This window comes from Aquabacterium sp. CECT 9606, from assembly GCF_918741295.1.
Classification (GTDB): domain Bacteria; phylum Pseudomonadota; class Gammaproteobacteria; order Burkholderiales; family Burkholderiaceae_C; genus Aquabacterium.
In genome coordinates, this window is sequence record NZ_CAKKNB010000003.1 from 744,068 (window position 1) to 768,395 (window position 24,328).

Sequence of the window (24,328 nt, forward strand, 5' to 3'; positions counted from 1 at the left end):
TCTGTCAACGCCATGATGCAACGCTTGAAAGAGACGCAGCAGCAGCAGCGGCGCTTCATCGCTGATGCAGCACACGAGTTGCGCACCCCGATTGCGGCCCTTTCCAGGCGGAGAACCTGTCAACCATCATCGCGCAGGGCGAGGCAAACGAGCGCATGCAGGCACTCAAGAGTGGGCTCAAGCGAACCAAAGGCTTGTTGGAGCAACTGCTGTCACTGTCCAGGATACAAGACCGGGTTGACGCCCCTCCAGTTCAACCGTGTGATGTGATGGCAGTCGTGCGCGAAGTGGTCGCTGATTTGCTCCCATTGACGATCGCTATAAACATCGACATCGGGTTGACGCAAGCTCAGCCTTGCCAGGTCTTGTGCAGCCCTTTCGAGATGCGGACCTTGCTGACCAATGTGCTGTCCAACGCCATTCGACACGTGGCAGACGATGGTCAGATCGACATCGCCGTGACGTCCAGCAACGGCCACATGGCCTTGCTTGTTGACGACAACGGCATGGGCGTACCGCGCGACGATTTTCCCCATGTATTCGCCCCTTTCTACAGAGCCGCAGGCAGTGACCAAGAAGGAACTGGATTGGGCTTGGCCATCGTCAAGGCCATTGCTGACCGCATGGGAGGAACGGTCGCACTTGGGCCAAGGCCTTCAGGTGTCAGCGGGTGTCGATTCACGCTTTGCTGCATGCTTGCACGCATTGAGTAACAGGGTGAGCAAATTTTCAGAGCGGCCGCCAAGTCCAAAGCCGTGCAAAGAGGGGCCTTCACATGATGATCCAATTGGGCCCTTGGCCTTGACGGTGCTGGGTGTCTTCGCGTGGAGTCTCATGGCGATACTGGGCGACCTGTTGGACCCAGAAAACCGTGACGCAGGCGTGGCCGTGTTCGATGCATGGTTCTCGCGAAGCGACACTTCGCCTGAACAATAGGGCGCCTTGGCCTGGCGCCTGCACGAGACGTGGTGGCACTTGCTCCTCTTCGCTCCCCTGATCGCGCAGGTGCTGAAAACAGGATTCGGTCAAACTTGGCGCTTGCACCACAGCCGTCCCGTGCTGCAAGGGGCGGTGATCTTTTCGGCGATCGCAGGTTTGACGATGCTGGTCGAGGGATTTGGAATGCCATCGACCATGGCGCTCAATTGGATCTCCTGCGGTCTGCTCACGGAGGTGATCTCAAGGACAGGCATCAAGATCAGTGCTGCCAACTGACGCATCAAAGCTTGCGCCACCTTGAACGGTACTGACCTACAAGCTGACTTGTTTGTTCAACTCCTTGCTTGCCCAACCACCAATTGGCTGTTTGATGAGCTCATCAACTTGCTCGCGGGCTGCACAATGCAGAGATCCATGAACTGAGCCGCACGACATGAGCAGCCCAATCCAGCACAAGCCACACGGAAAACCAGCCGAAACCATTTTGCGAGACGATGGGCTGCGGTATCAAAGCAAGGCACCTGGCTCCCCTTTTGCAAACGGTTTTGCCGGTGGGATAGGTTCAATGTCATGCTTTTTTTGCGGTGCACATCGCGGTGCCAGCTTACGCGTCATGCAAAAGGTCCTGGGGCGCAGCCAACCTGTGTGTCAACCACCTTGTGGCAAGAACCCACGTCACGGCCGTGACCAACAAGACAGCTAGCCCAACGCCACTACGAGTCAAAAAAGCGAGGTACCGCATGTTGCGATTGGCCGTCCTTTTCGCCCTGACTGCAATTGCAGAAATCACAGGGTGCTATCTGCCATGGCTGGTTCTGAGGCAAGGCAAGTCTCTCTGGCTCCTCGCTCCGGCTGCTGCATCGCTCGCTCTGTTCGCATGGCTGTTGACTTTGCACCCCAACGCGGCTGGTCGCACCTATGCTGCCTATGGAGGCATGTACATCGCCGTCGCATTGCTCTGGCTGTGGCTGGTTGATGGCATCACGCCAACACCATGGGATATCGCGGGCGCTGGCATCGCCTTGGTCGGCATGGCCGTCATCGCGTTGCAGCCCGCCACAAGTTGAAAAAATTCCACATCAACTGCAGCAACAGCCAGCCGTCGATAGCGCGACCGGTTGACTGGTGAGGTCACTGAAAATCGTACACCCGGAAGGGGGCCCACCCATGCATCTGTCCGAGCAAGATTGCACCAGCGCGGCCAGCCCGGACTCCAATGCTCGCAACTCTGCCATCTTGAGGCGCACCGCCTCCAGGTGAGACCGAGCCAGGTCCCGGGCCTCCACGCAATCACGGCCTCCATCCCCTCCCAGATCGATGAGCTGGCGAATCTGCTCGATCGAGAACCCGAAGTCCCGGCTACGCCGAATGAAAGTCAATCGCTCCCGGTGCACGTTCGAATAGGTCCGATGACCATTGGAACGCAAAATGCTGGATGACCATCCTCTTGATCTCTACAAAAGAATAGCAACTCTCAGGCAGCAAGCATGAGCAGAGATACATGACCATATCGACACACGATCAATTGCTGTCTTATGTACTGACCAGCGGCGGGGTGGCCATTTGCCTTGCCATTTCCTACGGGCTTTAACTTGAATGGCGCGACCGGGCGAACCGCCGCCTCCGTCGGCAACGACGTCAGCAAAAGCGTAAGGAGTCGCGGAAAAGAGGCAGCCACTGAATGTGGCGCCTCACCCGCTATCACGCACTTCCCCACGCAGACGAAACATGCCGAACCCAAGCAAGAAACACGCTGGCGAATCCCACCTGAATGCCATCGCTAGGCACGATCGACATGCCGCTGCAATCGCTTTGGCAAGGCACTCTGTACAGCCCAAACACTTGGCGCAATCACAACGTGCGCATATTGTCGTAAAAATGCTTGACTCTGAACCCACTAGAGGGTTTCAAATACACACCTGTGTTGCACAGAAATCGGTGCGTTTGCATGGCCGCTTCGCTGCTTGACATCCTCTTTGCTCCTCCCCCTATACTGCCCACCATGCGTCGCTGGCTGACTTTGTTTCTGGTGCTTGTCCTACCGCTCCAATTCAGTTGGGCAGCGGCAGGCATCGCTTGCGCGCATGAAACCGGCTCAGCGGCCCATCACTTTGGGCACCACGTTCACCAACACAAGGCAGACACCAAGCCTGCCAAAGAAAAAGGCAAGGCTGAGGTCAGCAAGAGCATGGCCGACACCGACTGCCCTTACTGCCATGTGAGCGTACCAACGCCCGTCGCCGACATCCCTTTCTTCGAAGCACCCCAAGCCGATTCGGCCAGCCTGCCAGAACCTCTGTCGTTGCGTGCGCTGCTCCTCGAAGAAGCGCCCGAACGGCCCAACTGGCGCCAGCCAGCTTGATCCGGCGAGGCGGCCTTTTCTCATTTCTCACTGACGTGAACCGCTAGTTTTACCGCACCGCCGGATCCACCCGTTCTGATTTCGATCAACTGGAGGATTCGATGCGACATTTGACGTTGGCGCTGGCCGTTGCGCTGTGCTGGCCGCCCACACAAGCTGCGGCGCAAGGCGCTCCGGTGCCTTCGGGCACCCCCACCCAGACCATGGCCCAGACCGCGAGTTCAACCGCACTGAGCCTGGCAGAAGCCTTGAGCCTGGCCGAGACGGCCAATCCAGCCTTGAGGGCCAAGCAAGCCCAGCTGGCCGCCGCCGAGGGCGCTGCCAGCGATGCTGCGGCGCTGCTGGCCAACAACCCTCAGTTGGCGCTTGAGCGCACCCGCCGTGATGTCCCCGATGCCTCGGGCACAGAGCGCCGCAAGGAGTGGAACGCTGGCGTGTCACAGGCCTTCGAAATCGCCGGGCAACCTCGATACCGCCGCCAGGCGACTGCCGCCGCCCTGCAGGCCCTGCGCCTGGAAATTGACGACCTGCGGCGCCAGCAGCAGGCCGAGGTAGCACAGCGCTTCTACCGGGTGCTGGCGTTACAACAACGCATGGAGCTGGAGACCCAGGCGGTCAAGCTGTTCGACAACACCGCCCAGGCCATCGAGCGCCGCCGTGGTGCTGGCGAGGACACGCGCCTGGACGCCAACGTGGCCTTGGTGGAAGCCGAGCGGGCCCGCAATCAACTGGCCTCCGTGCAGGAGCAACTCATCGAAGCACGCGCCGCCTTGGCCACGCCTTTGCAACTGCCGTTCTCGCAACTCCCTCAGGTCAGCGGAGACCTGAGCATCCAGGCCCCGCCCTATTCCGAGGCCCAGTTGCTGGAGCGTACACCGGCCCTGCCCCGCCTGCAGGCGCTCACGGCCCGGGCCAGCAGCGCGCAGGCCAGGCTTCAGTTGGAGCAGGCCGCCCGCTACCCCGATGTGACCCTGGGGTTGAACATCGGCCTGGAGGGGACCTCCCAGGCGCGCGAGCGTTTGACCACCTTGACATTCGCTGTGCCCCTGCCTTTGTTCAAACACAACGGGGCCGCCATCGGGGCCGCAAGCAGCGAGGCCGCCCAGGCTGCCGTCGAACGTCAGGCTGCGGAGCGGGACGCGCCCGCCCAGATCCACGCGCTGTGGGCGCGGCTGGATAGCCTGCGCCAGCGCATCGACCGCTTGCAGCGGTCGGTGTTGCCCGCCCTGGCAAAAAACGAGGAGCTGTCCGTCAAGTCCCTGCGGGCAGGCCAGATCGGCCTGCTGGAGCTGATCGTCACCAACCGGCAATCGCTCGATGCGCGCCGCGACCTGGTGGACGCACAGATCGACTACCAAACCACACGGCTCGCTCTTGAAGCGGCCGCTGGCTGGACCAACCAGCCATGAGGAATAGAACATGAACCACACACCCCATCCCCAGCTGCACGCCAGCATCGTCGCGTTGACCGTCGCCCTGCTGTGCACGGGCTTGGTCGCCTGCGGCGCCTCCAACAAGGAAGCCGACGGCAAAGCCGCCTCAACTCAAGGCACATCCGCCACGCCAGAGACCAGCGCGGAGGCCAAGCACGAAGAAGGCGACGGTCTGAGATTGAGCGACGATGAAGCCAAGCGTGCAGGCTTGCAAGTCCAGACTCTGCAGCCCAGCTCGCAGGCTGATGTGGTGACCGTGACTGCCACGATCAAAGCCAATCAGGACCGGATCGCACAAGTGGCCCCGCGCGTCGAGGGACGCATCACACAAGTCAGCGCCAATCTTGGCGACAACGTGCGTGCCGGCCAGGTGCTGGCAACGCTGGACAGCGTCGCGCTCGGCGAGGCGCAATCGGCCTTGCAGCAAGCACAGTCTGCCCACCGCGTCGCGCAAGCGGACTTCCAGCGAGCCCAGACCCTGAGCGCTGAAGAGATCATTCCCCAGAGGGAACTGCTGCGCGCCAAGGCTGAGTTTGAAAAGGCGTCGAGCGAGTTGCGTGCCACCGAGGACAAACTGCGCCTGCTGGGTGCTTCGCCGCAACGAGGCGGCCGGGCCGAATCGAATTTCCTGCTGACCGCGCCCTTGGCAGGCACGGTGATTCAGAAGAAAGCGGCCGTGGGGGAACTGGCCAGTGCCAGCGAGCCGGTCTTTACGGTGGCCGACCTGTCCATTGTGTGGATCGAGGCCAGCCTCACCGAAGACCTGCTGGCCAAGGTCAGGAAAGGCGCGTCGGCCACCGTGACGGTGTCCGCCTACCCAGGACAGACCTTCGCGGGCAAGGTGACGTACATCGCCGGTGTGCTGGACAAGGACAGCCGGACCATCCCGGCGCGAATCGAGGTTGACAACAAGGACGGGCGTCTCAAACCGGAGATGTTCGCCTCGGCGATCATTGAGACCGGCCAGGCCCAAGCCGACGTACTGAGCGTGCCAGAAGCCGCCGTCGTGCTGCTGCAGGGCCAGCCCACGGTGTTCGTGTCAGAGCATGGCGGCTATGAGGCACGACCAGTGGAACTGGGCGACAAGGTCGGTGGGCGAACCACCATTCGCGCGGGCCTGCTGGCTGGCGACAAGGTTGTCACGGTAGGCGCTTACGCGCTCAAAGCCCGTCTGCTGAAGTCGCAGATCAGCGCAGAGTAGTCACCAGAGGCACCCCACCATGCTCAATGCCATCGTTGACGCCTCGCTGCGTTACAAAGTTCTCGTAATCGTCGCCTTCGTGGTGCTCACCGGCCTGGGCGTGCGCGCCTTCCAACAGGTGCCGGTCGATGCCTTCCCGGACGTGACGCCGGTCCAGGTCAACATCTATACGGAGTCTCCCGGCCTGGCCGCCGAAGACGTGGAGAAATTGCTCACTGCGCCGATCGAAGGCTCCATGGCAGGACTTGCCGGTGTCGAGGAAGTGCGCTCGGTTTCCTTGTTCGGCCTGTCCTACGTTGGCGTTTATTTCAAGGACGATGTGGACATCTACTTTGCACGCCGACTCGTCGGGGAGAAGCTCCAGGAGGCCAAGGAGCGCCTGCCCAAAGGCTACGGAGAGCCTGTACTGGGGCCCAACAGTTCCGGTCTGGGCCAGGTTTTTTGGTACACCGTCGAGTCGGCGGACAAGAAGCTGAGCACCATGGACTTGCGCACGATGCACGACTGGACCGTGCGCTTGATCCTGCGTACCGCGCCTGGCGTCGATGACGTCGTCTCATGGGGCGGCGAGGAAAAGCAGTACCAGGTCCAGATCGACCCGCGCAAGCTGATCAAGTACGGCCTGTCGTTCAAGCAGGTGATGGAGGCCCTGGCCGCCAACAACAAGCAAGTGGGCGGTCAGTACATCAACATGGGGGCGGAGCAATACCTGGTTCGTGGCCTTGGCCTGGTCGCCAACACCACGGACATCGGCAGCATCGTCGTGGCCGAGCGCAACGGTTCGCCCATCTATGTGCGCGATGTCTCAGAGATCAAACAAGCCCCGGCATTGCGCTTCGGCGCCGTGACCCGCGATGGCAAGGAGGCTGTCTTGGGCATGGCCTTATCGCGTGTGAACGAAAACGCACAGAAGGTGGTCGATGCCGTGAAGGGCAAATTGGCCACCGCCCAGGCGGCCTTGCCCAAGGGGGTCGAGCTCAAGGCCATTTACGACCGCACGGAACTGGTCCAGAAAGCGCTCAAGACGGCGGAGAGCGCGCTGGTAGAGGGCTCGATCCTGGTCGCCGTGATCCTCTTTCTGTTCCTGGGTGAGATCCGCTCGGCCATCGTGGTGATTGTCACACTGCCCCTGGCCATGCTGATCGCCTTCCTGCTGATGAACCAATTTGGTCTGTCGGCCAACCTGATGTCGCTGGCCGGTCTGGCCATCGGCACGGGGATGATGGTGGACGGAGCGGTCGTGATGGTCGAGAACGCTTTCCGCCTGCTGGCGCATGCGCGTGAATCGGGCAAGCCCATCAAGCAGACCCACCTGATCCTCGAAGCGGCGCGCGAGGTCGTCAACCCGATCGCCTTCGCGATCATGATCATCATCGTCGTCTTCCTTCCCCTGTTCTCGCTGACTGGCCTTGAGGGCAAGCTCTTCAAGCCCATGGCTCTGACCATCACGTTCGCGATGGCCGGCTCGCTGCTGCTGTCCTTGACATTGGTGCCGGTGCTCGCGGCGCTGATCCTCAAACCCAAAGAAGAAAAGGACACTTTCCTGGTTCGCAAGGCCAAGCAGGCCTACCTGCCACTGCTGGACTGGGCACTGGAGCGCAAGAAGCGTGTGGTCGGCACGGCCATCGCCTTGCTGATTGGCTCGCTGGCACTCTTTCCTTTTCTGGGCACGGAGTTCATGCCCCAATTGCAGGAGGGCACGATCCAGTTCCGCGTCACCGGCATCCCTTCGACCTCGCTGGAGGAGTCGATCCGCGTCTCCAATGTGGTCAGCGCTGAACTCCACAAGCGCTTTCCTCAGGTGCGCTCGGTCCTGTCCACCATCGGCCGCGCCGAAATGGGCGAGACCTCGGATGTGAACTACATGGAGGTCAACCTCGACACCAAACCGCAGACCGAGTGGCCGGAGAAGATCTCGTACAGCAAGTTGGCCTCCGACATGCAGGAGGCGCTAGAAAAGGCCGTGCCGACCGCAGTGTTCGGCGCCACGCAACCGATTCAATCGCGGGTTGAGGAGCTGATCTCAGGGGTGCGAGCCACTTTGGCGCTCAAGCTGTACGGCGAGGACCTGGAGACGCTGGATCGCTTGACCAACCAACTCAAGGGCGTGCTGGGCAAGGTCAACGGCGCGGCCGACCTCTCGGCCGAGGCCAACAAGGGAAAGCCGCAGATCATCATCAAGGTGAACCGGGCCGCCGCCGCGCGACTTGGGATCAACGCCGACGAGATCCTGGAGGTCGTGCAATCGGGCATCGGCGGCAGCACCGTCTCCACGCTGATCGACGGCACCAAGCGCTTTGACATCACCGTGCGCCTGGCCGACCAATACCGGGTGGACCCGAGCACCATCGGCGCCATCCCGATCCGCACGGGCGAAGGCGCGCTGGTGCCATTTTCACAAGTGGCCACGATAGAACTCGACGAAGGCTACTCCTTCGTGCGCCGCGAAGCGCTGCACCGCTACTCGGTGCTGCAGATGGATGTGAAAGGGCGCGACGTCGATGGCTTCGTCAAGGAGGCGGACACGCTGATCAAGCAACAGGTCAAACTACCGCCCGGATACTGGATCGAATGGGGTGGCGCCTTTGAAAACCAGCAACGCGCGATGGCCCGCCTGGCGCTGATCGTGCCCTTGACCATTGGGCTGATCTTCATCCTACTCTACACAGCGTTCAATTCGCTTCGGCACGCAACGCTGATCATCGCCAACGTGCCGTTCGCCATCATCGGTGGCATCGTGGGACTGTTCGCCAGCGGGCAGTACCTGTCGGTCCCATCGGCCATTGGCTTCATCGCCGTGTTCGGCGTGGCCATGCTCAACGGCATCGTCATGGTGTCCTTCCTCAATGGCCTGCGTCAGCAGGGCCTGCCGGTGAGGCAAGCCGTGCGACAAGGCGCAGCCATGCGCCTGCGGCCCGTGCTGATGACCGCCTCGGTGGCGATTCTGGGGCTCGTGCCAATGCTGATCTCCACCGGCGTTGGCGCCGAGACGCAGCGGCCATTGGCGACTGTGGTGGTAGGCGGACTGTTCACATCCACCATGCTCACCCTGCTATTGCTTCCCCTCATGTACGAATGGGCCGAGTTGCGCGCCGAACGGCGTGCCGCGGCCAGTGATGTGTCCACCAACGGAGAACGAGCATGAAAGAAATCAAGGCCTATGTGCACCGTAATCGGGTGGCTGACGTGATTGCCGCACTCAAGAACTCACCCGCCTGGAACAGTCACCCCTCGCCTCAGCACAACCTGACTTTGTACATCGTGCAGGGCTCGCTCGTGCCACTCGATGATGCTGAAAGGCGTTATTCAATCGACCTGGGTGACGAGGTCGTCAGCGAGTACAAGCTGGAGCTGCATTGCGACGATGCGCACGCCGACGAATTCGTCAAGGTCATTGCGGACTCGGCGCGCACCGGCCAGACCATCGCGGGCTGGATCTATATCATGGATGTGCAACAGACACAGGTCATCCAATGAGCACCCTGCACATCACTGGTTCAAGCTCGAGGCCGTCTCAGCCCACCCACGCGACGCCCGGTTCCGAGTGCGCTTTACCCCGGGCATCGGTACCTGCCGCAGCCCTGTTCATCAACATAACGTTGAAAGTTTCATCATGATCAAATCATTGACATGGGTAACCCTTGGCTTGGGGTTGCTGACCACGGGCTGTGCCACCATGGACACAGAAGACTATGGCTACAAGGACGGCTGGAGAAAGGCTCGCGTGGTGGAGGTCGGCGATGCCGCATCACCGATGAAGGCATCCCAGAAAGACTGTCGCGCGGAGATGGGCCCGAACGCACCGTACAAGCGCTTTGCAGTCGTCTCTTACAGCTTTGGCGGCAACCCCAAGTTCAAAGCCAAGCAGATTTCGGCGGTGCCAGACAAGCTGGATCTGAAGGCAGACGACTTCGTGTACGTCAACCTACGGGACTGCCAGGCGCCGTTACGCAAGCGGGAGTTGCCCTTCAAAAATTCCTGACCCCGCAGGACGCCCATGAGCGCCGCCATCTTGCAAGTCTTCTTGTTCACCTTGCCCGCCTTCGGCATTGCGACGGTGGGCGCGGTCATCGCCGCCCTGCGCCCGCCCACCGACAAGGTCACCAGCCTGATTCAGCATTTCGCGGCGGGCATAGTCTTCGCGGCCACCGCGCTGGAGCTGCTGCCCAAGGAGAGGACGCAATCCCCCCTGCCCGTGGTGATCGGTTTTGCCCTGGGGCTGGCGCTGATGCTGCTAGTGCGGCAGGTGGCTGGCACCATCGAAAAGCGCGAGCAGGCCAGCCGCTACCCTTACGGCTTGCTGCTGGTCACGGCCATCGACCTCGTCATTGACGGGCTGGTGCTCGGCATGGCGTTCTCCAGTGGCGAGAAAACCGGGATCCTCATTGCAGCCGCCCTGACGCTTGAGGTCCTGTTCCTGGCCCTGGCCATCAGCGGCGCGATGTCCAAGGCAGGCATCGGCCGAGCCCAGACCATGATGGTGCCGCCCGCCTTGGCCCTGTTGCTGACCGTCTCGGCGATGGCCGGTCGGATGCTCTTTGCAGGCCTGGGTACTTTTCCCTTCACGGTGTTCCTGGGCATCGGGACCGTCGCGCTGCTCTACCTTGTGACCGAAGAACTGCTCGTCGAAGCCCACGAAGTAGAAGAGACGTCATGGGCGGTGAGCGCCTTTTTCGCCGGTTTTTTGTTGTTCCTGGTCATTGAAATGCTGGTGGAGGCCTGAGGTCAGCAATGTCGCCGGACCAATGACCCACCACCCACGCAATGGCGATCGGCATGTCGTTTGCCGCCCGAGACCAAACACTCAACACTAGAAAGGTCGAGATCATGGCCCAGCCCCAAAAGCTTCGACTGGAAATACCCCTCCTGCTCCCCGCCTTGCCGCAAATCAAAGATCACTGCGTGACCCGGTTGATAGATTCACTTGAGGCCCGTGATGGCATCGCCACCGCTCATGTGGCCGACGCCGTGTCCGGCGCGCCGCCAGAGTTGTGCATCCACTACGACCCGAGCATCATCTCGCTGGGCAAAGTCCAGGACATCGCGCGCGCCGCAGGTGCGGAACTCACGGACCGCTTCGGCCACCTGCTGTTGCGCATGGAAGCGATGCATGTCCGCGCCGCCAGAAGCCTGACGGCCAAGTTGCAGGCCCTGCAAGGCGTCGTCGAGGCCGAGGCCAATGCCACCGGCACGATCCGCCTCGAATTCGATCGCCGGCAAGTCCAGGAAGGCGCACTGCGCTCGACGCTATCGGCCATGGGCATCGCGGCCGAAACGCGCCCGGCGAAGGCGATGGTGCCTACTGGCCAGCCTTTGGCAACGCCAACGGGACAGCGTCCCGATCACGCCAAGCCCAATGCGGATGGCCCATCCGACCACGCTGCTCATGAGCAGGGTTGCGACCACGGCCACGACCATAGCGATGAGGCGCATGGGAAAGATGCGCACGGCGAGCATGCAGGCCACGAACATGCGCATACCGGCGGCGTCTTCGGAGAAAAGTCCGAACTGATTTTCGCACTGCTGGCCGGGGCGCTGCTGTTGGCCGGTTGGTTGTTGCAGTGGCAGAAGCTGGCCAGCGGGGCCGTGAGCACGGCCTGCTTTGTGCTGGCCTACGCCTTCGGTGGCTACTTCACGCTGCGCGAGGCCATCGACAACATGAAGGCCAAACGCTTCGAGATCGACACGCTGATGCTGGTGGCCGCAGTCGGCGCGGCGGCCCTGGGCCAGTGGCTCGAAGGTGCTTTGCTGCTCTTCCTCTTCAGCCTGGGTCACTCGCTGGAGCACTACGCCATGGGCCGAGCCCGGCGGGCGATCGAGGCCTTGGCCAAACTCGCGCCAGAGACCGCCTTGGTCCGACGCGATGGCAAAACAGAAGAAGTGCCCGTGGCCCAACTACAGGTGGGCGACACAGTCATCGTCCGCCCCAACGAGCGCCTGCCCGCCGATGGGTTCGTGGTGGTGGGTCAAAGCAGCGTCAACCAGGCCCCTGTGACTGGGGAGAGCGTGCCCGTGGACAAACGGGCCGTGGAGGACGCACAAGCAGCCCTGCAAGGCTTCGACAAGCTGCCGCCTCAGCACCGTGTCTTTGCCGGCACGATCAACGGCCCTGGCGTCCTCGAAGTGATGGTCGCTCGGCAAGCCAGCGAATCGACCATGGCACGGGTCGTCAAGCTGGTGACCGAAGCGGAGACTCAACGCTCGCCTACGCAGAACTTCACCGAGAAATTCGAGCGAATCTTTGTTCCTCTGGTACTTCTCCTCGTGGGCGTCTTGCTGTTCGCATGGGTCGTCGTAGATGAGCCGTTCTCGGCGAGCTTTTACCGCGCGATGGCCGTGCTGGTGGCCGCCAGCCCCTGCGCCCTGGCCATCTCTGTGCCGAGCGCTGTCTTGAGCGGTGTGGCGCGCGCAGGCCGGGGCGGTGTCCTGATCAAAGGGGGTGGACCACTGGAAAACCTAGGCACGCTCACGGCCATCGCGTTTGACAAGACCGGCACGCTCACGGAAGGCAAGCCGAAATTGACCGATGTGATCGTGGCCCAGGGCATCGACGAGAAAGAACTGCTGGCGGTGGCGCTCGGCGTCGAAGAACACAGCGATCACCCTCTGGCGGCCGCCGTGGTGAACGGTGCCAAGGAGCGGCTGGGCGACGCACACCAGGCGCTCGACGTCCAAGGACTGGAGAGCATCACGGGCCGGGGGGTCAAGGCCCGCATTGGCGCCGATGAGGTCTACATCGGCAAGCCAATCCTGTTTGACGAACTCAAAGGCGAGGCAGTTCCGGCCGACGTGCAGGCGGCCAACGAACGGCTGGTGGCCGACGGCCGGACCACCATGATCGTTCGCCATGGCGCACGTTACCTGGGCGTGCTGGGCATGATGGACACGCCACGGCCCGTGGCCGCTCAGGTGATGCGCGAGTTGCAGAAGTTGGGCATCAAGCGCCTGGTGATGATCTCGGGCGACAACCAGAAGGTGGCCGAGTCGGTCGCCAAGAGCGTCGGCCTGACGGAGGCGCGTGGCGACCTGATGCCCGAGGACAAGGTCACCACCATCAAGGAATTGCGCGCGAGCGCCGGTAAGGTCGCGATGGTGGGCGACGGCGTCAACGACGCTCCGGCCATGGCCAACGCCACCGTCGGCATCGCCATGGGCGCGGCCGGATCGGATGTCGCGCTGGAAACCGCCGATGTCGCACTCATGTCCGACGATCTGGCTCAACTGCCCTTTGCCGTGGGTTTGTCGCGCCAGACCAGCCGCATCATCCGCCAGAACCTGTGGGTCAGCCTGGGCGTGGTCGCCGTGCTGATCCCGGCGACGATCCTCGGCCTTAAAATGGGGGCGGCGGTGCTGTTCCACGAAGGCTCGACACTGCTCGTCGTCGTCAATGCCCTGCGTCTGCTCGCATTCAAACGACCAGAATCGCTGGAGCCGACCCCAGCCAAATCGTCGGCGCCTAAGCTGTGACATTCCACCTCCACAGGAGTTCACGTGAAGATCGGTGATCTTGCCCACCAGACCCACACCCAGGTAGAGACGATCCGCTTTTACGAGCGCGAAGGTCTGCTGCCCGAGCCCGCGCGCACCGCCACCAACTACCGCATCTACGACGCCCAGCATGTGGCGCGGCTTGCCTTCATCCGGCATTGCCGCTCGCTAGACATGGCCCTGGGTGAAATCAGGGTGCTGCTCAAATTGCAAGACGCGCCCGCACAGAGTTGTGACGAGGTCAACCGTGTGCTGGATGAACACATCGGCCACGTGGCCCAGCGGATCGACGAGTTGAAGTCCCTGAAGGCGCAACTGACGGCACTGCGATCCCAATGTGGGCAAGCACAAGATACCGCCCGTTGTGGGATCCTGAAGGGGCTCAGCCAAGGAGGCTCGACCTCCGCGCCCCATGCTCACCAGCATCTGGCGTCAACGCACGGCCGCCTTCAAACCAAGGCGCGCAGCCCTTGATACCCAACATACAGTCCCACCAGCACGATCAAGGCGCTTGAAAAGTAAGGCGCCTTTCGGGCGAAGTCACCAAAACCGCTCCAGCGCTTTGACACATGCTTCACGCTCAAGGCGGCCACGATGCCGGAGAAGACCATCGTCAACGCCAAGCCAATACTGAAGCACAGCACCAGCGTTGCGCCAAGGGCGATCTTTTTCAGTTGCAGGCACAGCAGCAGCACCGTGATGGAAGCGGGACAGGGAATCAAGCCTCCTGTCAAGCCGAACATGATGATCTGGCCGGTGCTTACTTCACGGCCAGCAAAGCGGTTGCGGACATCGTTGGCATGGGCCAGTTCGTGTGGGTCCTGGTAGCCTACTGTGGCCACGTCCAGCCCCTCGCCGCCCCGTGCGGGCTCATGATGATGATGCGCATGTTCGGCAAACCTCACGTCATAGTCGTGGCTGTGGTGCCCATGCCCCAGCTTCAGCCGGGCGACAAACTCATGGGGCTCGGGAATCTCCTGCACCGACTCCACGAAACCGCCTCGCTGCTCGAAGGTGAAAGTCTGGCTGCTACCGTCCGGACGCAACGTTTCGATGTGAACCTGATCAGCGGCCCAGGCGTGGCCCTGCTGCCCCTCGCGGTAGAGGCGAAAGCGTGGTGGAACGCCAGCCTCGAAGACCTCCAAGCGGACCACCCCATGCCCCGTTTCGATGTGCTTGACCTCGTCATGAGGGTGATCGTGTTCATGGGCCTGGGCGGCCTGCTGGTTTTGCCAGGTTCGCCAGACCATCCACGCGGCCACGCCAATGATGAGGACGGCCGACGCCACCTGGAAATAGGGCTCGGTGGCTTGTGCATCCAAGTTGCGCCCGAAATACATGCCAGCAAGGGCCACCACCCACACGACAGCCGTGTGCGAAAGGGTCGCCGACAAACCCAACAGCACGGCTTGCGTGACGGTTCCGCGAATGGCCACGACGAAAGCGGCCATCATCGTCTTGGAGTGGCCCGGTTCAAGGCCATGCAAAGCGCCCAACAAGATGGCACTGGGGACAAACAGCCAGGCGTTGCCTTGCTGCAAGAGCGTGGAAAATTCGGTCATGGGAAAGCGCTCGTTTACAGGTACTTGGTGATGGCCTTGAACTCACGGATCGTGTCAGTCGCGTTTCGCGTGCCATCGCGCACGGCATGCTCAAGGCAATGGTCGATATGGTCGTGCACCAAGGCCTTCTTGGCGTTGCCGACAGCGCTCTCGACGGCTTGGAGTTGCTGGGCGATGTCCAGGCAGGCGCGCCCATCTTCGATCATGGCGATGATGCTTTTAAGGTGCCCCTCGGCACGCTTGAGTCGCTTGATGATGTCCGGGTGCGAGGCATGGGTCGTCATGATTTATATCCTATCCAGTAGGATATGATCGTACCTGCAAATTCGCAAAGTCAGAAACTTGACGTCTCCCCCAAGGCGCTGATGCACACAAGCTTGCGTAAGCAGCACGAACACCGGTCAAATTCAACTCAGCACCAGGCCTGTCTGGCATACACTGGCCCGTCTCCGACCAAGCGATTCGACATCAACAGCTAAGCTAACTCGCTCATGTCTCACGCCTCACACCGTCTTGCCATTTCACGCCGCCGCACCGGCGGAGTGGGCAGCGCATGGTGGTTTGCGCGCTGGCTGCTGGTGCTGGTACTGATGCTGGATCACGTGAGTGCGCCTTTTCACCACCACCAACATGATGGCGGCGGCGGGCAGTTTGAAGCCGTCGCGGCGCATGAGGCGCTGGACGAGGGCGATGTGCACGCAGAGGAACACGACCATCTGCCATCGCATTCCGCGATGGCCATCCGGGTCGATCCGGCTCGGCTGGGCCAGCTTCCGGCGGTCGACCTTGCCGGGGCATGGGTCACCGTCAATGCAACGGTCCAATTGCTGGCAATACTCGCTGAACCGCAGCCTGAGCACTGGCTTGCTGATCGATCAAGACCCGATTTCCGCTCCCACCGAAGTCTGCCGCCTGCCGGCCGGGCTCCGCCACTCCACGCCTGAGATGCCCTCTTAGCGCCCCCTTGCGCTTGTCTCAGTCCTGCCCCGCATCGGGTGCGGGCATTCGTGGAGCTCTTTTATGCATCGCCTTTTGTCTCGGCGCGCGCCTGGTCGCGTCGCCCCTGCGCTCGTTCTTTGCGCATTCTTCGCCATGATCGCGCCAGTCCAGGCTGCCGATGAATTTGCGGTCACCCCCGCACAGATGCAGGGCTTAGGCATCACATTGCAACGCCTCGAACAGCCAAGCGACATACGGGGTCAGGCTTATCCCGCCCGCGTCGTGCTGCCACCATCCCAAGAGCAAGTGGTCAGCGCGCCACTGGCCGGGCTGGTGGATCGCGTCCTGGTCGGCGAGAACGACGCTGTCAAGAGCGGCCAGCCCCTGCTGCGCCTGATCAGCCCAGAACTGGGCGAGTTGCAACTCAAGCTGATGGAAGCGGCAAGCAAGAGCCGTCTGTCGCAGAAAACCATGCAGCGCGAGCGGACCTTGTTCGCCGACGGCATCATCCCGGAGCGGCGCGTACAAGAGGCCGAGGGGGCCGCAGAGGAAGACCGGGCGCGCCTGCAGCAAGCCGAGGCCGCGCTGAGGCTGGCGGGCCTGGACTCCGGCAGCATCCGCAAGATCGCTGCGGGCGGAACGCTGCAGGACGGCCTGACTGTGTACGCCAAGGCGGCCGGCACGGTGCTGTCGCTGGCCGTGAAATCGGGCCAGCGCGTGGCACAGGCCGACGCCCTTCTACGCGTCGCCGACCCCCGGCTATTGTGGCTCGACATCCAGGTCCCCGCTGACCGCCGAACGCAGGTCGACATCAAGGGCGGACAGATCACCGTGGTCGATCGAGATGCCACGGCTACCCCGCTGAGTGTGGGCACCATGGTCAGCGAAAACCAGACTGTCATTCTGCGCGCCCAGGTCAACAAGGGCGCCACTCTGCTGCATCCCGGTGAATACGTCCAGGCGCAGGTGCCCTTCGCCAAGGCCTCGGGCACAGACATGCCCAGCTGGCCGGTGCCGGTTCAATCGGTGGTGCGCCAGGGCGACAAGGCCTACGTCTTCGTTCGCACCGCCAAGGGCTTTCTGGCGCAGCAAGTCACGGTTTTGAACAGCGCTGGCACCTCAGTGCAGGTGCAGGGGCCCCTCAAACCGGGACAGGATCTCGCCGTGACTTCGGTCATCGCGCTCAAGGCCGCCTGGCTTGGCAAAAGCGGGAGCAACTAATGCTGACCCGCCTGGTTCAATTCGCGCTGTCCCAGCGCCTGTTCGTCATGCTCGCCGCCGCCTTGCTGGCCGGAGCCGGTTGGTATGCCTTCCGCAACCTGCCTATCGACGCCTTTCCCGACGTGTCGAGCACACAAGTCAAGGTCATCATGAAAGCGCCGGGCATGACGCCCGAGGAGATCGAGAGCCGCATCGCCATTCCAATCGAGGTCGAGATGCTCGGCATCCCCCAGCAGCGCATCCTGCGCTCCGTCTCCAAATACGGGCTGGTCGATGTCACCGTTGATTTCAATGATGGCACCGACATCTACTGGGCCCGCCAACAGGTGGCCGAGCGATTGTCGAACATCATCGCCGACTTGCCCGGCGGCATCAGCGGTGGCATGGCGCCCATCACGACCCCACTGGGTGAGATGTTCATGTTCACCGTGGAAGCCGAAGGCATGTCGTTGGAGGAAAAGCGCAACTTGCTCGACTGGGTAATCCGCCCGGCCTTGCGTGGCGTGGCGGGCGTGGCTGATGTGAATGCGCTGGGCGGCAAGGTCCACAGTTTCGAGGTCGTGCCTGATGCAGCCAAACTGGCGGCTGTGGGATTGTCCACCGCCAAGCTCAAGGCGGCGATCGAGTCGAACAACCGCAACGACGGCGCTGGCCGCCTGGGCGAAGGCGACGAGGTGCTGCTGGTTCGCAGCGAAGGCAGCGTGAAAACGAAGGACGATCTGCGCGCCATCATCGTCAACAGCAAGGACGGGCACACGGTCCGCCTGGCCGATGTCGCCACGGTGCGCGATGGGTCGGTGACGCGCTACGGCGTGGTCACTCAAGACGGACGCGGTGAAGCCGTGGAAGGGTTGGTGCTCGGCTTGGCCGGGGCCAACGCGCAGAAGGTCGTCGATGGGGTCACGCGCAAACTCGACGAGATCAAACCGGCCCTGCCCAAGGGGGTCGAACTCAAGGTGTTCTACAACCGCGCGGGGTTGGTTGAAAAAGCCGTCGGCACGGTCTCGAAGGCCCTGATGGAAGCCACATTGATCGTGCTGGTGCTGCTGGGCGCTTTTCTGGGCAATGTGCGCGCCGCCGTGGCCGTGGCCGTCGTGCTGCCCCTCGCGGCGCTGGGCACCTTCATCATGATGCAGCTGGCGGGCATGTCGGCCAACCTGATGAGCCTGGGAGGACTGGCGATTGCGCTGGGCATGCTGGTGGACGCTGCTGTCGTGGTGGTCGAAAACATCGTGCAACACGTCAGCCATGACAACAGCAAGGCCAGGTTGCCTCTTTTGCATGTGGTGTTCCGCGCGGTGCGTGAGGTGACGGTGCCGGTTGCCGCGGGCATTCTGATCATCATCACGGTATTTCTGCCTTTGCTGACACTGCAGGGCCTGGAGGGCAAGTTCTTCGTGCCTGTGGCAATGACCATCGTCTTCGCCCTGATCAGCTCGCTGGTGCTTTCTCTCACCGTCATTCCGGTCCTGTCCTCCTTCCTGCTCAAGAAGGTCTCGCACGAAGAGCCCTGGCTGCCACGCAAGCTGTTGAAAGCCTACGAGCCAACACTCGACTGGGCACTGCGCCACCAGACAGTCGTCTTCATCGTGGCGGGCGTGATGCTCGCTGCCGCCGCAGTGGTCTACACCTTCGTCGGCAAGACCTTCCTGCCTGAAATGGACGAAGGCGACATCATCGTGGGCATCGAGAAGCTGCCTTCTGTGAGCCTGGAGCAGACCGCCGCGCTCGACCTGAAGATCCATCAGGCCTTGATGAAAAACATCCCGGAGATCACCGGGGTGGTGGCGCGTGCCGGGTCCGACGAAATCGGCCTCGACCCGATGGGGCTGAACCAGACCGACACCTTCCTGGTGCTAAAGCCGCGCGCTGAATGGAAGCTGGCCAACAAGGAAGCCTTGATCGCCAAGATCCGCACCGTGCTGGACGAAATGCCAGGCATCAGCTACAGCTTCACCCAGCCGATCGACATGCGGGTGTCAGAGATGATCATCGGCGTGCGCGGCGATGTGGCGATCAAGATTTTCGGGCCCGACCTTAAAACCTTGAATGAGTTGTCCAGCCAAGTCGAAGCGGTGATGAAGAAGGTGCCCGGCAGCCAGGATGTGTACACCGTAGAAAACGACGGAGTACAGTACTTGCGGGTGGTCGTCGACCGGCTCGTGGCGGGCCGCTACGGGCTCTCGGTAGAAGACGTGCAGGACGCCCTGAGGGTGCAGATCGAAGGCCAGCGAGCCGGCACGGTGATCGATGGCAACCGGCGCATCCCCATCGTGCTACGCGGCGCTGACGCGGTGAAGGTCTCGCCTGCCGAGTTTGCCTCGTTGAGCATCATGTCGGCGGACGGCCAGAGCGTGCCGCTGCAGACGCTGGCCAAACTGGAGCGCGAAACCGGCCCGGTCAAGATCGACCGCGAGATGGGCAGTCGCTATGGCGTGGTCATCGCCAACGTCACCGGCCGGGACCTGGTCGGCTTCGTCGGTGATGCAAAGGCCAGTGTGGCGGCGGCGGTGAAGCTGCCAATCGGCTACACGATCACCTGGGGCGGGCAATTCGAGAACCAGCAACGCGCGGCGGCACGCCTGGCCCTCGTTGTACCACTGGCCATCGGCTTCATCTTCCTGATCCTGTTTTCCACTTTCGGCTCGGTACGCCAGGCCTTGCTGGTGCTCAGCAACATCCCTTTCGCGCTCGTCGGCGGCATCGTGGCGCTGTGGGTCACAGGCGAGTATCTGTCGGTGCCAGCCTCGGTCGGGTTCATCGCGCTGCTGGGCATTGCGGTGCTCAACGGCGTCGTGCTGGTCAGCTACTTCAACCAGTTGCATGCCGAAGGCCTGTCGCCGGCGGACTGCGTGACCGAAGGGGCCAAGCGGCGACTGCGGCCCGTGCTGATGACAGCATCGATCACGGCTTTCGGGCTGATCCCGCTTCTGTTCGCCACGGGACCGGGCTCGGAGATCCAACGGCCCCTGGCAATCGTCGTGATCGGCGGGCTCATCAGCGCCACTGCGCTAACGCTGATCCTGCTGCCCATCCTCTACCTGCGCTTCGCGCATGCGAAGGCCCAAACCGACCCCAGCGCGCAAAACGCGACGGAGCTGAACCATGTCTAAATTCTGTTTGACGGTGATCTGCGCCCGCGAGATCGAAGAAAAACTGCTGGACACCCTGCTGACGAACGTCGAAGGCGAGGTCTTCACCAGCACGCCCACATTCAGCCACGGCACGGCGCATGGGCGCCTGTCCAGCGTCGAGAAGGTCATGGGCCGAAGCCGGTCCGTGCAGGTGCAAATCATCACCGGCGACGAAGCGCTCAAAGACCTGATCGAACTGCTCAAACAGCGTTTCAAGGGCACCGGCCTGCGCTATTGGGCTTCGGCACTTTCCATCGAAGGAGAAGTCGCATGATGCGCTGGAAAACCATCGCCACGGGAATGTCCGTCGTTGGCTTGGTGCTCTGCCCGTTAGCCATGCGCACCGCATGGGCCGGTGAGCGAGCGGCACCAACTGATCTGCCTTCGGCCGAACTCGCCCGTCAGAGCATCGACCAAGACCCGGCCGTCATCGACGCTCGCCGCGCGCTCAGCGCCGCAGGCCATGGTGCCGCCGCCTTACGCGCCGGGCCGAACGAATGGACGACCAGGCTCTCGGCCCAGCGCCGCCGGTACGACCAAGGTGGCCATTCCAGCGAGTGGAATGCCGCCCTGGAGCGAACGATCCGGATCGGAGACAAAGCGGCCATTGACGCTCAGACCGGTGACAGCGACCTCGCGATCAGTCAGGCTCAACTCGATGATGCCCGGCATGAAGCGGCGCGCGCACTGGCCGACCTGTGGATCGATGCGCTGGCGACCAGCCGCCAGCGAGTGCTTTGGGCAGAACAACTGAGCTTTGCACAGACCAGCGAGCAGGCTGTCGAGAAGCGGCGCAAGGCGGGTGACGCCTCGTCACTCGACCTCAATGTCGCCCACGCCGACCTCATTGAGGTACAGCGGCAACTCAGCGCCGCCACCACGGCCGAAGCCAAGGCCAAGGCCAAGCTCTCTGTTCGATTCCCGGTCCTGAAGTACGAGACAAAGCCTCTGGCCGAACCCACCGCGCTCGACATGGGCCTGCCTCAATGGCGGGAACGCATCCTTGCCGAGAGCCATCCTCTCAAAATTGCCGAAGGCCTGCTCAAGAAGGCGGAACTGACAGCATCCAGGGCAAAGGCCGACCGCGTTCCCGATCCGACCGTTGGCGTGTACACCGCATCCGAGGCGTCCCGAACCGAACGCATCATAGGCCTGAGCCTGAGCATCCCGCTGTCGGGCAGCTACCGCAGCGAGCGAATGCAACAGGCCCTGGCAGAGGCTGAAGCGGCACGAGCCAAGGTGGAAACCCAACGGCGTGAACAGGACGCAGAAGTGGTAGACGCTTATATGGAAGCCACTGGGGGCTTGGAGCGCTGGCGCCTGGCATCGCAAGGCTTGAGCACCACGTTTGAGAGTGCCCGGCTGATGCAGCGTGCCTACGCCTTGGGTGAGGCCGACCTGCAGACCTTGCTGCTGACCCGACGGCAGGCCCTCGATGCGTCAACGGCAGCAGAACAGTCTCGCGTGGAAGCGCTGCGCTGGCACTACCGCCTGCTCATCGATGCGCACCTCCTGTGGGCACCGCAGGAGGACTGAACTACAGGCCCCCGGCGGCCCACCAGCCTCTGGTTCGGTCACTCAACGCCAGCTTCACCAGCGCATATCACCCCAATTCACGAGGTCACGTCATGAACTCACAACAGGTTCTCACCATTGGCCAACAAGCCTTCCACGTCTTGCTGACCGTGTCGGCACCAATACTGCTCGTGGTGTTGGTGGTCGGCATGCTGGTCAGCATCGTGCAGGCGGCCACTCAGATCAATGAATCCACATTGTCGTTCGTGCCAAAAATTCTGGCGGCCGCAGCCGTGCTGGCCATCGTTGGCCCGTGGATGATCACCATGCTCGTCGAATATCTGCAAAGCGTGTTGACCTCGATTCCAGCCGTGGTGACTTAAAAAAGCCGATCATTGGCATTCCCGAGCAATGACAATCACTTGCGACGCCGCATCGGAGCCCGCACACTGCTCCCGCAGCAGACAAATTTCGGGTGTACAGGCTGAGCACGTCGAGCAGCTTCACTTCATCAACAAGTGCAGAGCACTGGAGATGAGCAGCGATAAAATTTACCATTATTGGTGCGATCGGACCAAAGTGAGTATGAATGCGACACTGTAAAGACAGCCGTAGATCAGCACATCTCCCAGGTCGATGAGCGCATACGGGATCGCAACCACCTCAAGCTGCAATTGGCCACCTTCAGCCAGCGATGTCGAAGCGAGCATGCCGTCCAGTCGTGCGGCATCTTGCAAGGGCTTGCGGCCATGGAGGCCGAACCAAAAACTGAGCAACACACCCATTTGGGCTGGACACACCAAAGCGCAAAACATGCAAAACAAAGATCACTGGGAAAAGGTGTATGCCACCAAGGCGCCCGACAGCGTGAGCTGGTTTCAGCCGCATGCCGACATGTCAATGCGGCTGATCCGCTCAAGTGGCCTGGGCCGTGATGCGGCCATCATCGACGTGGGCGGTGGTGCCTCAACCTTGGTCGATGACCTGCTGAACGACGACTACACCCATGTGACCGTGCTCGATTTGTCCGCTGCCGCCTTGGCAGAAAGCCGCCGTCGCGTGGGCGTGCATGGGGCATCCGTGACATGGGTTGAGGCAGACATCACCCGCGCAACCTTCGAGCCTCAAAGCATTGACCTCTGGCATGACCGCGCCGTTTTCCATTTCCTCACCACCGCAGAAGACCGAGCGACATACGTCCGACAGGTTTTGCGCGCACTCAAACCTGGTGGTCATGTGATCATGGCCACTTTTGGCAGCAACGGCCCGACACAATGCAGCGGCCTGCCCGTCATGCGCTACGCACCGGATCAACTGCATGCTGAGTTCGGTGAGTCCTTCACCATGCTGGCCCACGAAGAGCAGGTGCATCACACACCCTTTGGCACCGAACAACAGTTCATCTACTGCATGTGCCGAAAGCAACCCACATGAGTGCCCTGCATCGGGCCGCCTGGCCAGCATTGGGGGCTGCCATCCTGTTCGGGGCCAGCACGCCATTTGCCAAGCAACTCTTGGGTGCCAATACCGCCACCTCGTCGCCATTTTTGCTGGCTGGACTTCTTTACCTGGGCAGCGGCTTGGGTTTGACATTGGTCCGCCTGCTGAGAGACAAAGGCTGGACACGGCCCGACCTGCCCAATCAGGAGTGGCCATGGCTCCTGGCTGCCATCGCGTTTGGCGGGGTACTGGGCCCGCTGCTGCTGATGGTGGGACTGTCTCACACGGCAGCCTCCACCGCTTCCCTCTTCTTGAACCTGGAGTCGGTCTTGACCGCCGTGTTGGCCTGGCTGGTTTTTCGGGAAAGCACAGACCGCCGCATTGTGTTGGGCATGGTGATGATCGTGGCGGGGGGAGCGGTGCTGGCCTGGCCGACAGGCGATTCGTCCACCTCCGGCATCGGACCGATGGCATTGGCGGGTGCGTGCCTGGCCTGGGCCATCGACAACAACCTCACACGCAAAATCTCCGCATCCGACGCACTGTTCATCGCTGGCAGCAAAGGCATGGTCGCCGGATGCGTCAACACAGGTCTTGGCTTGGCGCTTGGCGCAACCTGGCCATCCGCGGGTTTGTTGTCATCCGCCATGCTGATTGGATTTTTAGGCTATGGACTGAGTTTGGTGCTGTTCGTGCTGGCATTGCGTGGCTTGGGTACCGCGCGCACCGGGGCATACTTCTCTACCGCTCCGTTCGTGGGGGCTGCCATCTCGATCATCGTGTTTGGTGAACCGACCAGCACTCTTTTCTGGTCGGCCACCGTGTTGATGGCCGTCGGCGTCTGGCTGCACCTCACGGAGCATCATGCGCATGAACACGAACATGCAGTGCTGACTCATGAGCACAGCCACCGTCACGATGACCACCACCAACACGCGCATGCGTTCGATTGGGACGGCGAAGAACCGCACAGTCATGCTCATGAACATGCGAAGTTGGCGCATCGTCACGCGCATTTTCCTGACATCCACCACCGGCACGCTCATTCATGAGCCTGTGTGCGTTAAACCCTGCTGCACCGTTGAACCGATCAA

General features: G+C 61.9%; 25 protein-coding genes. 20 read left to right on the forward strand and 5 right to left on the reverse strand.

Annotated features, from left to right (window positions below; translation table 11 throughout):
• Positions 1-212: 212 nt before the first annotated feature.
• Positions 213-536 (reverse strand): hypothetical protein, encoded by a 324-nt coding sequence (locus LQ232_RS16090; RefSeq protein ID WP_230181379.1) that lies wholly within the window; start codon positions 534-536, stop codon positions 213-215.
• Between LQ232_RS16090 and LQ232_RS23670 the strand changes: the two genes are divergently transcribed.
• The 3 genes from LQ232_RS23670 to LQ232_RS16105 all read left to right on the forward strand — a co-directional run bounded on the left by LQ232_RS23670 (position 429) and on the right by LQ232_RS16105 (position 2,006).
• Positions 429-713 carry a sensor histidine kinase gene (locus LQ232_RS23670; protein ID WP_371820289.1) on the forward strand — a complete coding sequence of 95 codons (285 nt, stop codon included), beginning with the start codon at positions 429-431 and terminating at the stop codon, positions 711-713. The two genes, LQ232_RS16090 and LQ232_RS23670, sit on opposite strands and share 108 nt — an antisense overlap.
• A 229-nt stretch (positions 714-942) precedes the next feature.
• On the forward strand, positions 943-1,215 hold the full coding sequence (locus LQ232_RS16095) for a hypothetical protein (RefSeq protein ID WP_230181380.1): 273 nt from the start codon (positions 943-945) through the stop codon (positions 1,213-1,215).
• 464 nt (positions 1,216-1,679) lie between these two features.
• Positions 1,680-2,006, forward strand: coding sequence for a YnfA family protein (locus tag LQ232_RS16105; RefSeq protein WP_230181382.1), 327 nt, complete (start codon positions 1,680-1,682; stop codon positions 2,004-2,006).
• A 12-nt stretch (positions 2,007-2,018) separates the two neighbouring features.
• Here the strand turns inward: LQ232_RS16105 and LQ232_RS23675 are convergent, their stop codons facing one another.
• Positions 2,019-2,366: a MerR family DNA-binding protein gene (locus tag LQ232_RS23675; protein WP_371820264.1), complete on the reverse strand. Its 348-nt coding sequence runs from the start codon at positions 2,364-2,366 to the stop codon at positions 2,019-2,021.
• A gap of 575 nt (positions 2,367-2,941) precedes the next feature.
• Between LQ232_RS23675 and LQ232_RS16110 the strand changes: the two genes are divergently transcribed.
• From LQ232_RS16110 to cadR, 9 genes are all read left to right on the forward strand, one after another.
• On the forward strand, positions 2,942-3,301 hold the full coding sequence (locus tag LQ232_RS16110; RefSeq protein WP_230181614.1) for a DUF2946 family protein: 360 nt from the start codon (positions 2,942-2,944) through the stop codon (positions 3,299-3,301).
• A 101-nt stretch (positions 3,302-3,402) separates the two neighbouring features.
• Positions 3,403-4,710, forward strand: a complete 1,308-nt coding sequence (locus tag LQ232_RS16115; RefSeq protein ID WP_230181383.1) for a TolC family protein — start codon at positions 3,403-3,405, stop codon at positions 4,708-4,710.
• A 10-nt stretch (positions 4,711-4,720) separates the two neighbouring features.
• Positions 4,721-5,935 (forward strand): efflux RND transporter periplasmic adaptor subunit, encoded by a 1,215-nt coding sequence (locus tag LQ232_RS16120; protein ID WP_230181384.1) that lies wholly within the window; start codon positions 4,721-4,723, stop codon positions 5,933-5,935.
• 19 nt (positions 5,936-5,954) lie between these two features.
• A complete protein-coding gene (locus LQ232_RS16125) occupies positions 5,955-9,080 on the forward strand; it encodes an efflux RND transporter permease subunit (RefSeq protein WP_230181385.1) in 3,126 nt (1,041 codons plus the stop codon).
• Entirely contained in the window at positions 9,077-9,412 is a 336-nt protein-coding gene (locus tag LQ232_RS16130; RefSeq protein ID WP_230181386.1) for a P-II family nitrogen regulator, read from the forward strand. Before LQ232_RS16125 ends, LQ232_RS16130 begins: the two co-directional genes overlap by 4 nt.
• Before the next feature lie 136 nt (positions 9,413-9,548).
• The gene (locus tag LQ232_RS16135; protein ID WP_230181387.1) at positions 9,549-9,917 is read left to right on the forward strand and encodes a hypothetical protein; all 369 of its coding nucleotides are present in this window, start codon (positions 9,549-9,551) and stop codon (positions 9,915-9,917) included.
• Between the two features lie 15 nt (positions 9,918-9,932).
• Complete coding sequence (locus LQ232_RS16140) at positions 9,933-10,658, forward strand: ZIP family metal transporter (RefSeq protein WP_230181388.1); 726 nt, start codon at positions 9,933-9,935, stop codon at positions 10,656-10,658.
• A 104-nt stretch (positions 10,659-10,762) separates the two neighbouring features.
• On the forward strand, positions 10,763-13,402 hold the full coding sequence (locus LQ232_RS16145) for a heavy metal translocating P-type ATPase (protein ID WP_230181389.1): 2,640 nt from the start codon (positions 10,763-10,765) through the stop codon (positions 13,400-13,402).
• A gap of 24 nt (positions 13,403-13,426) precedes the next feature.
• Positions 13,427-13,897 (forward strand): Cd(II)/Pb(II)-responsive transcriptional regulator, encoded by a 471-nt coding sequence (cadR, locus tag LQ232_RS16150; protein WP_230181390.1) that lies wholly within the window; start codon positions 13,427-13,429, stop codon positions 13,895-13,897.
• Here the strand turns inward: cadR and LQ232_RS16155 are convergent.
• Complete coding sequence (locus LQ232_RS16155; RefSeq protein WP_230181391.1) at positions 13,873-14,985, reverse strand: nickel/cobalt efflux protein RcnA; 1,113 nt, start codon at positions 14,983-14,985, stop codon at positions 13,873-13,875. The two genes, cadR and LQ232_RS16155, sit on opposite strands and share 25 nt — an antisense overlap.
• Before the next feature lie 14 nt (positions 14,986-14,999).
• The gene (locus tag LQ232_RS16160; RefSeq protein ID WP_230181392.1) at positions 15,000-15,269 is read right to left on the reverse strand and encodes a metal-sensing transcriptional repressor; all 270 of its coding nucleotides are present in this window, start codon (positions 15,267-15,269) and stop codon (positions 15,000-15,002) included.
• Between the two features lie 207 nt (positions 15,270-15,476).
• On the opposite strand from LQ232_RS16160, the gene LQ232_RS16165 reads away from it, so the two are divergent.
• The 6 genes from LQ232_RS16165 (at position 15,477) to fliQ (ending at position 22,177) form a co-directional block, all read left to right on the forward strand.
• On the forward strand, positions 15,477-15,929 hold the full coding sequence (locus tag LQ232_RS16165) for a hypothetical protein (protein ID WP_230181393.1): 453 nt from the start codon (positions 15,477-15,479) through the stop codon (positions 15,927-15,929).
• Between the two features lie 148 nt (positions 15,930-16,077).
• On the forward strand, positions 16,078-17,145 hold the full coding sequence (locus LQ232_RS16170; protein ID WP_230181394.1) for an efflux RND transporter periplasmic adaptor subunit: 1,068 nt from the start codon (positions 16,078-16,080) through the stop codon (positions 17,143-17,145).
• The gene (locus LQ232_RS16175) at positions 17,145-20,258 is read left to right on the forward strand and encodes an efflux RND transporter permease subunit (RefSeq protein ID WP_230181395.1); all 3,114 of its coding nucleotides are present in this window, start codon (positions 17,145-17,147) and stop codon (positions 20,256-20,258) included. The genes LQ232_RS16170 and LQ232_RS16175 overlap by 1 nt, the downstream gene beginning before the upstream one ends.
• Positions 20,251-20,553 carry a DUF3240 family protein gene (locus tag LQ232_RS16180; protein ID WP_230181396.1) on the forward strand — a complete coding sequence of 101 codons (303 nt, stop codon included), beginning with the start codon at positions 20,251-20,253 and terminating at the stop codon, positions 20,551-20,553. Before LQ232_RS16175 ends, LQ232_RS16180 begins: the two co-directional genes overlap by 8 nt.
• Complete coding sequence (locus LQ232_RS16185) at positions 20,550-21,815, forward strand: TolC family protein (protein WP_230181397.1); 1,266 nt, start codon at positions 20,550-20,552, stop codon at positions 21,813-21,815. Before LQ232_RS16180 ends, LQ232_RS16185 begins: the two co-directional genes overlap by 4 nt.
• A 92-nt stretch (positions 21,816-21,907) precedes the next feature.
• Positions 21,908-22,177: a flagellar biosynthesis protein FliQ gene (gene fliQ, locus LQ232_RS16190; protein WP_230181398.1), complete on the forward strand. Its 270-nt coding sequence runs from the start codon at positions 21,908-21,910 to the stop codon at positions 22,175-22,177.
• Positions 22,178-22,351: 174 nt separating this feature from the next.
• Here fliQ and LQ232_RS16195 read toward each other — a convergent pair whose 3' ends face one another.
• Complete coding sequence (locus LQ232_RS16195) at positions 22,352-22,579, reverse strand: hypothetical protein (protein WP_230181399.1); 228 nt, start codon at positions 22,577-22,579, stop codon at positions 22,352-22,354.
• Between the two features lie 28 nt (positions 22,580-22,607).
• Between LQ232_RS16195 and LQ232_RS16200 the strand changes: the two genes are divergently transcribed.
• Positions 22,608-23,228 carry a class I SAM-dependent methyltransferase gene (locus LQ232_RS16200; RefSeq protein WP_230181400.1) on the forward strand — a complete coding sequence of 207 codons (621 nt, stop codon included), beginning with the start codon at positions 22,608-22,610 and terminating at the stop codon, positions 23,226-23,228.
• Positions 23,225-24,286 (forward strand): DMT family transporter, encoded by a 1,062-nt coding sequence (locus LQ232_RS16205; RefSeq protein ID WP_230181401.1) that lies wholly within the window; start codon positions 23,225-23,227, stop codon positions 24,284-24,286. Before LQ232_RS16200 ends, LQ232_RS16205 begins: the two co-directional genes overlap by 4 nt.
• Positions 24,287-24,328: the final 42 nt, after the last annotated feature.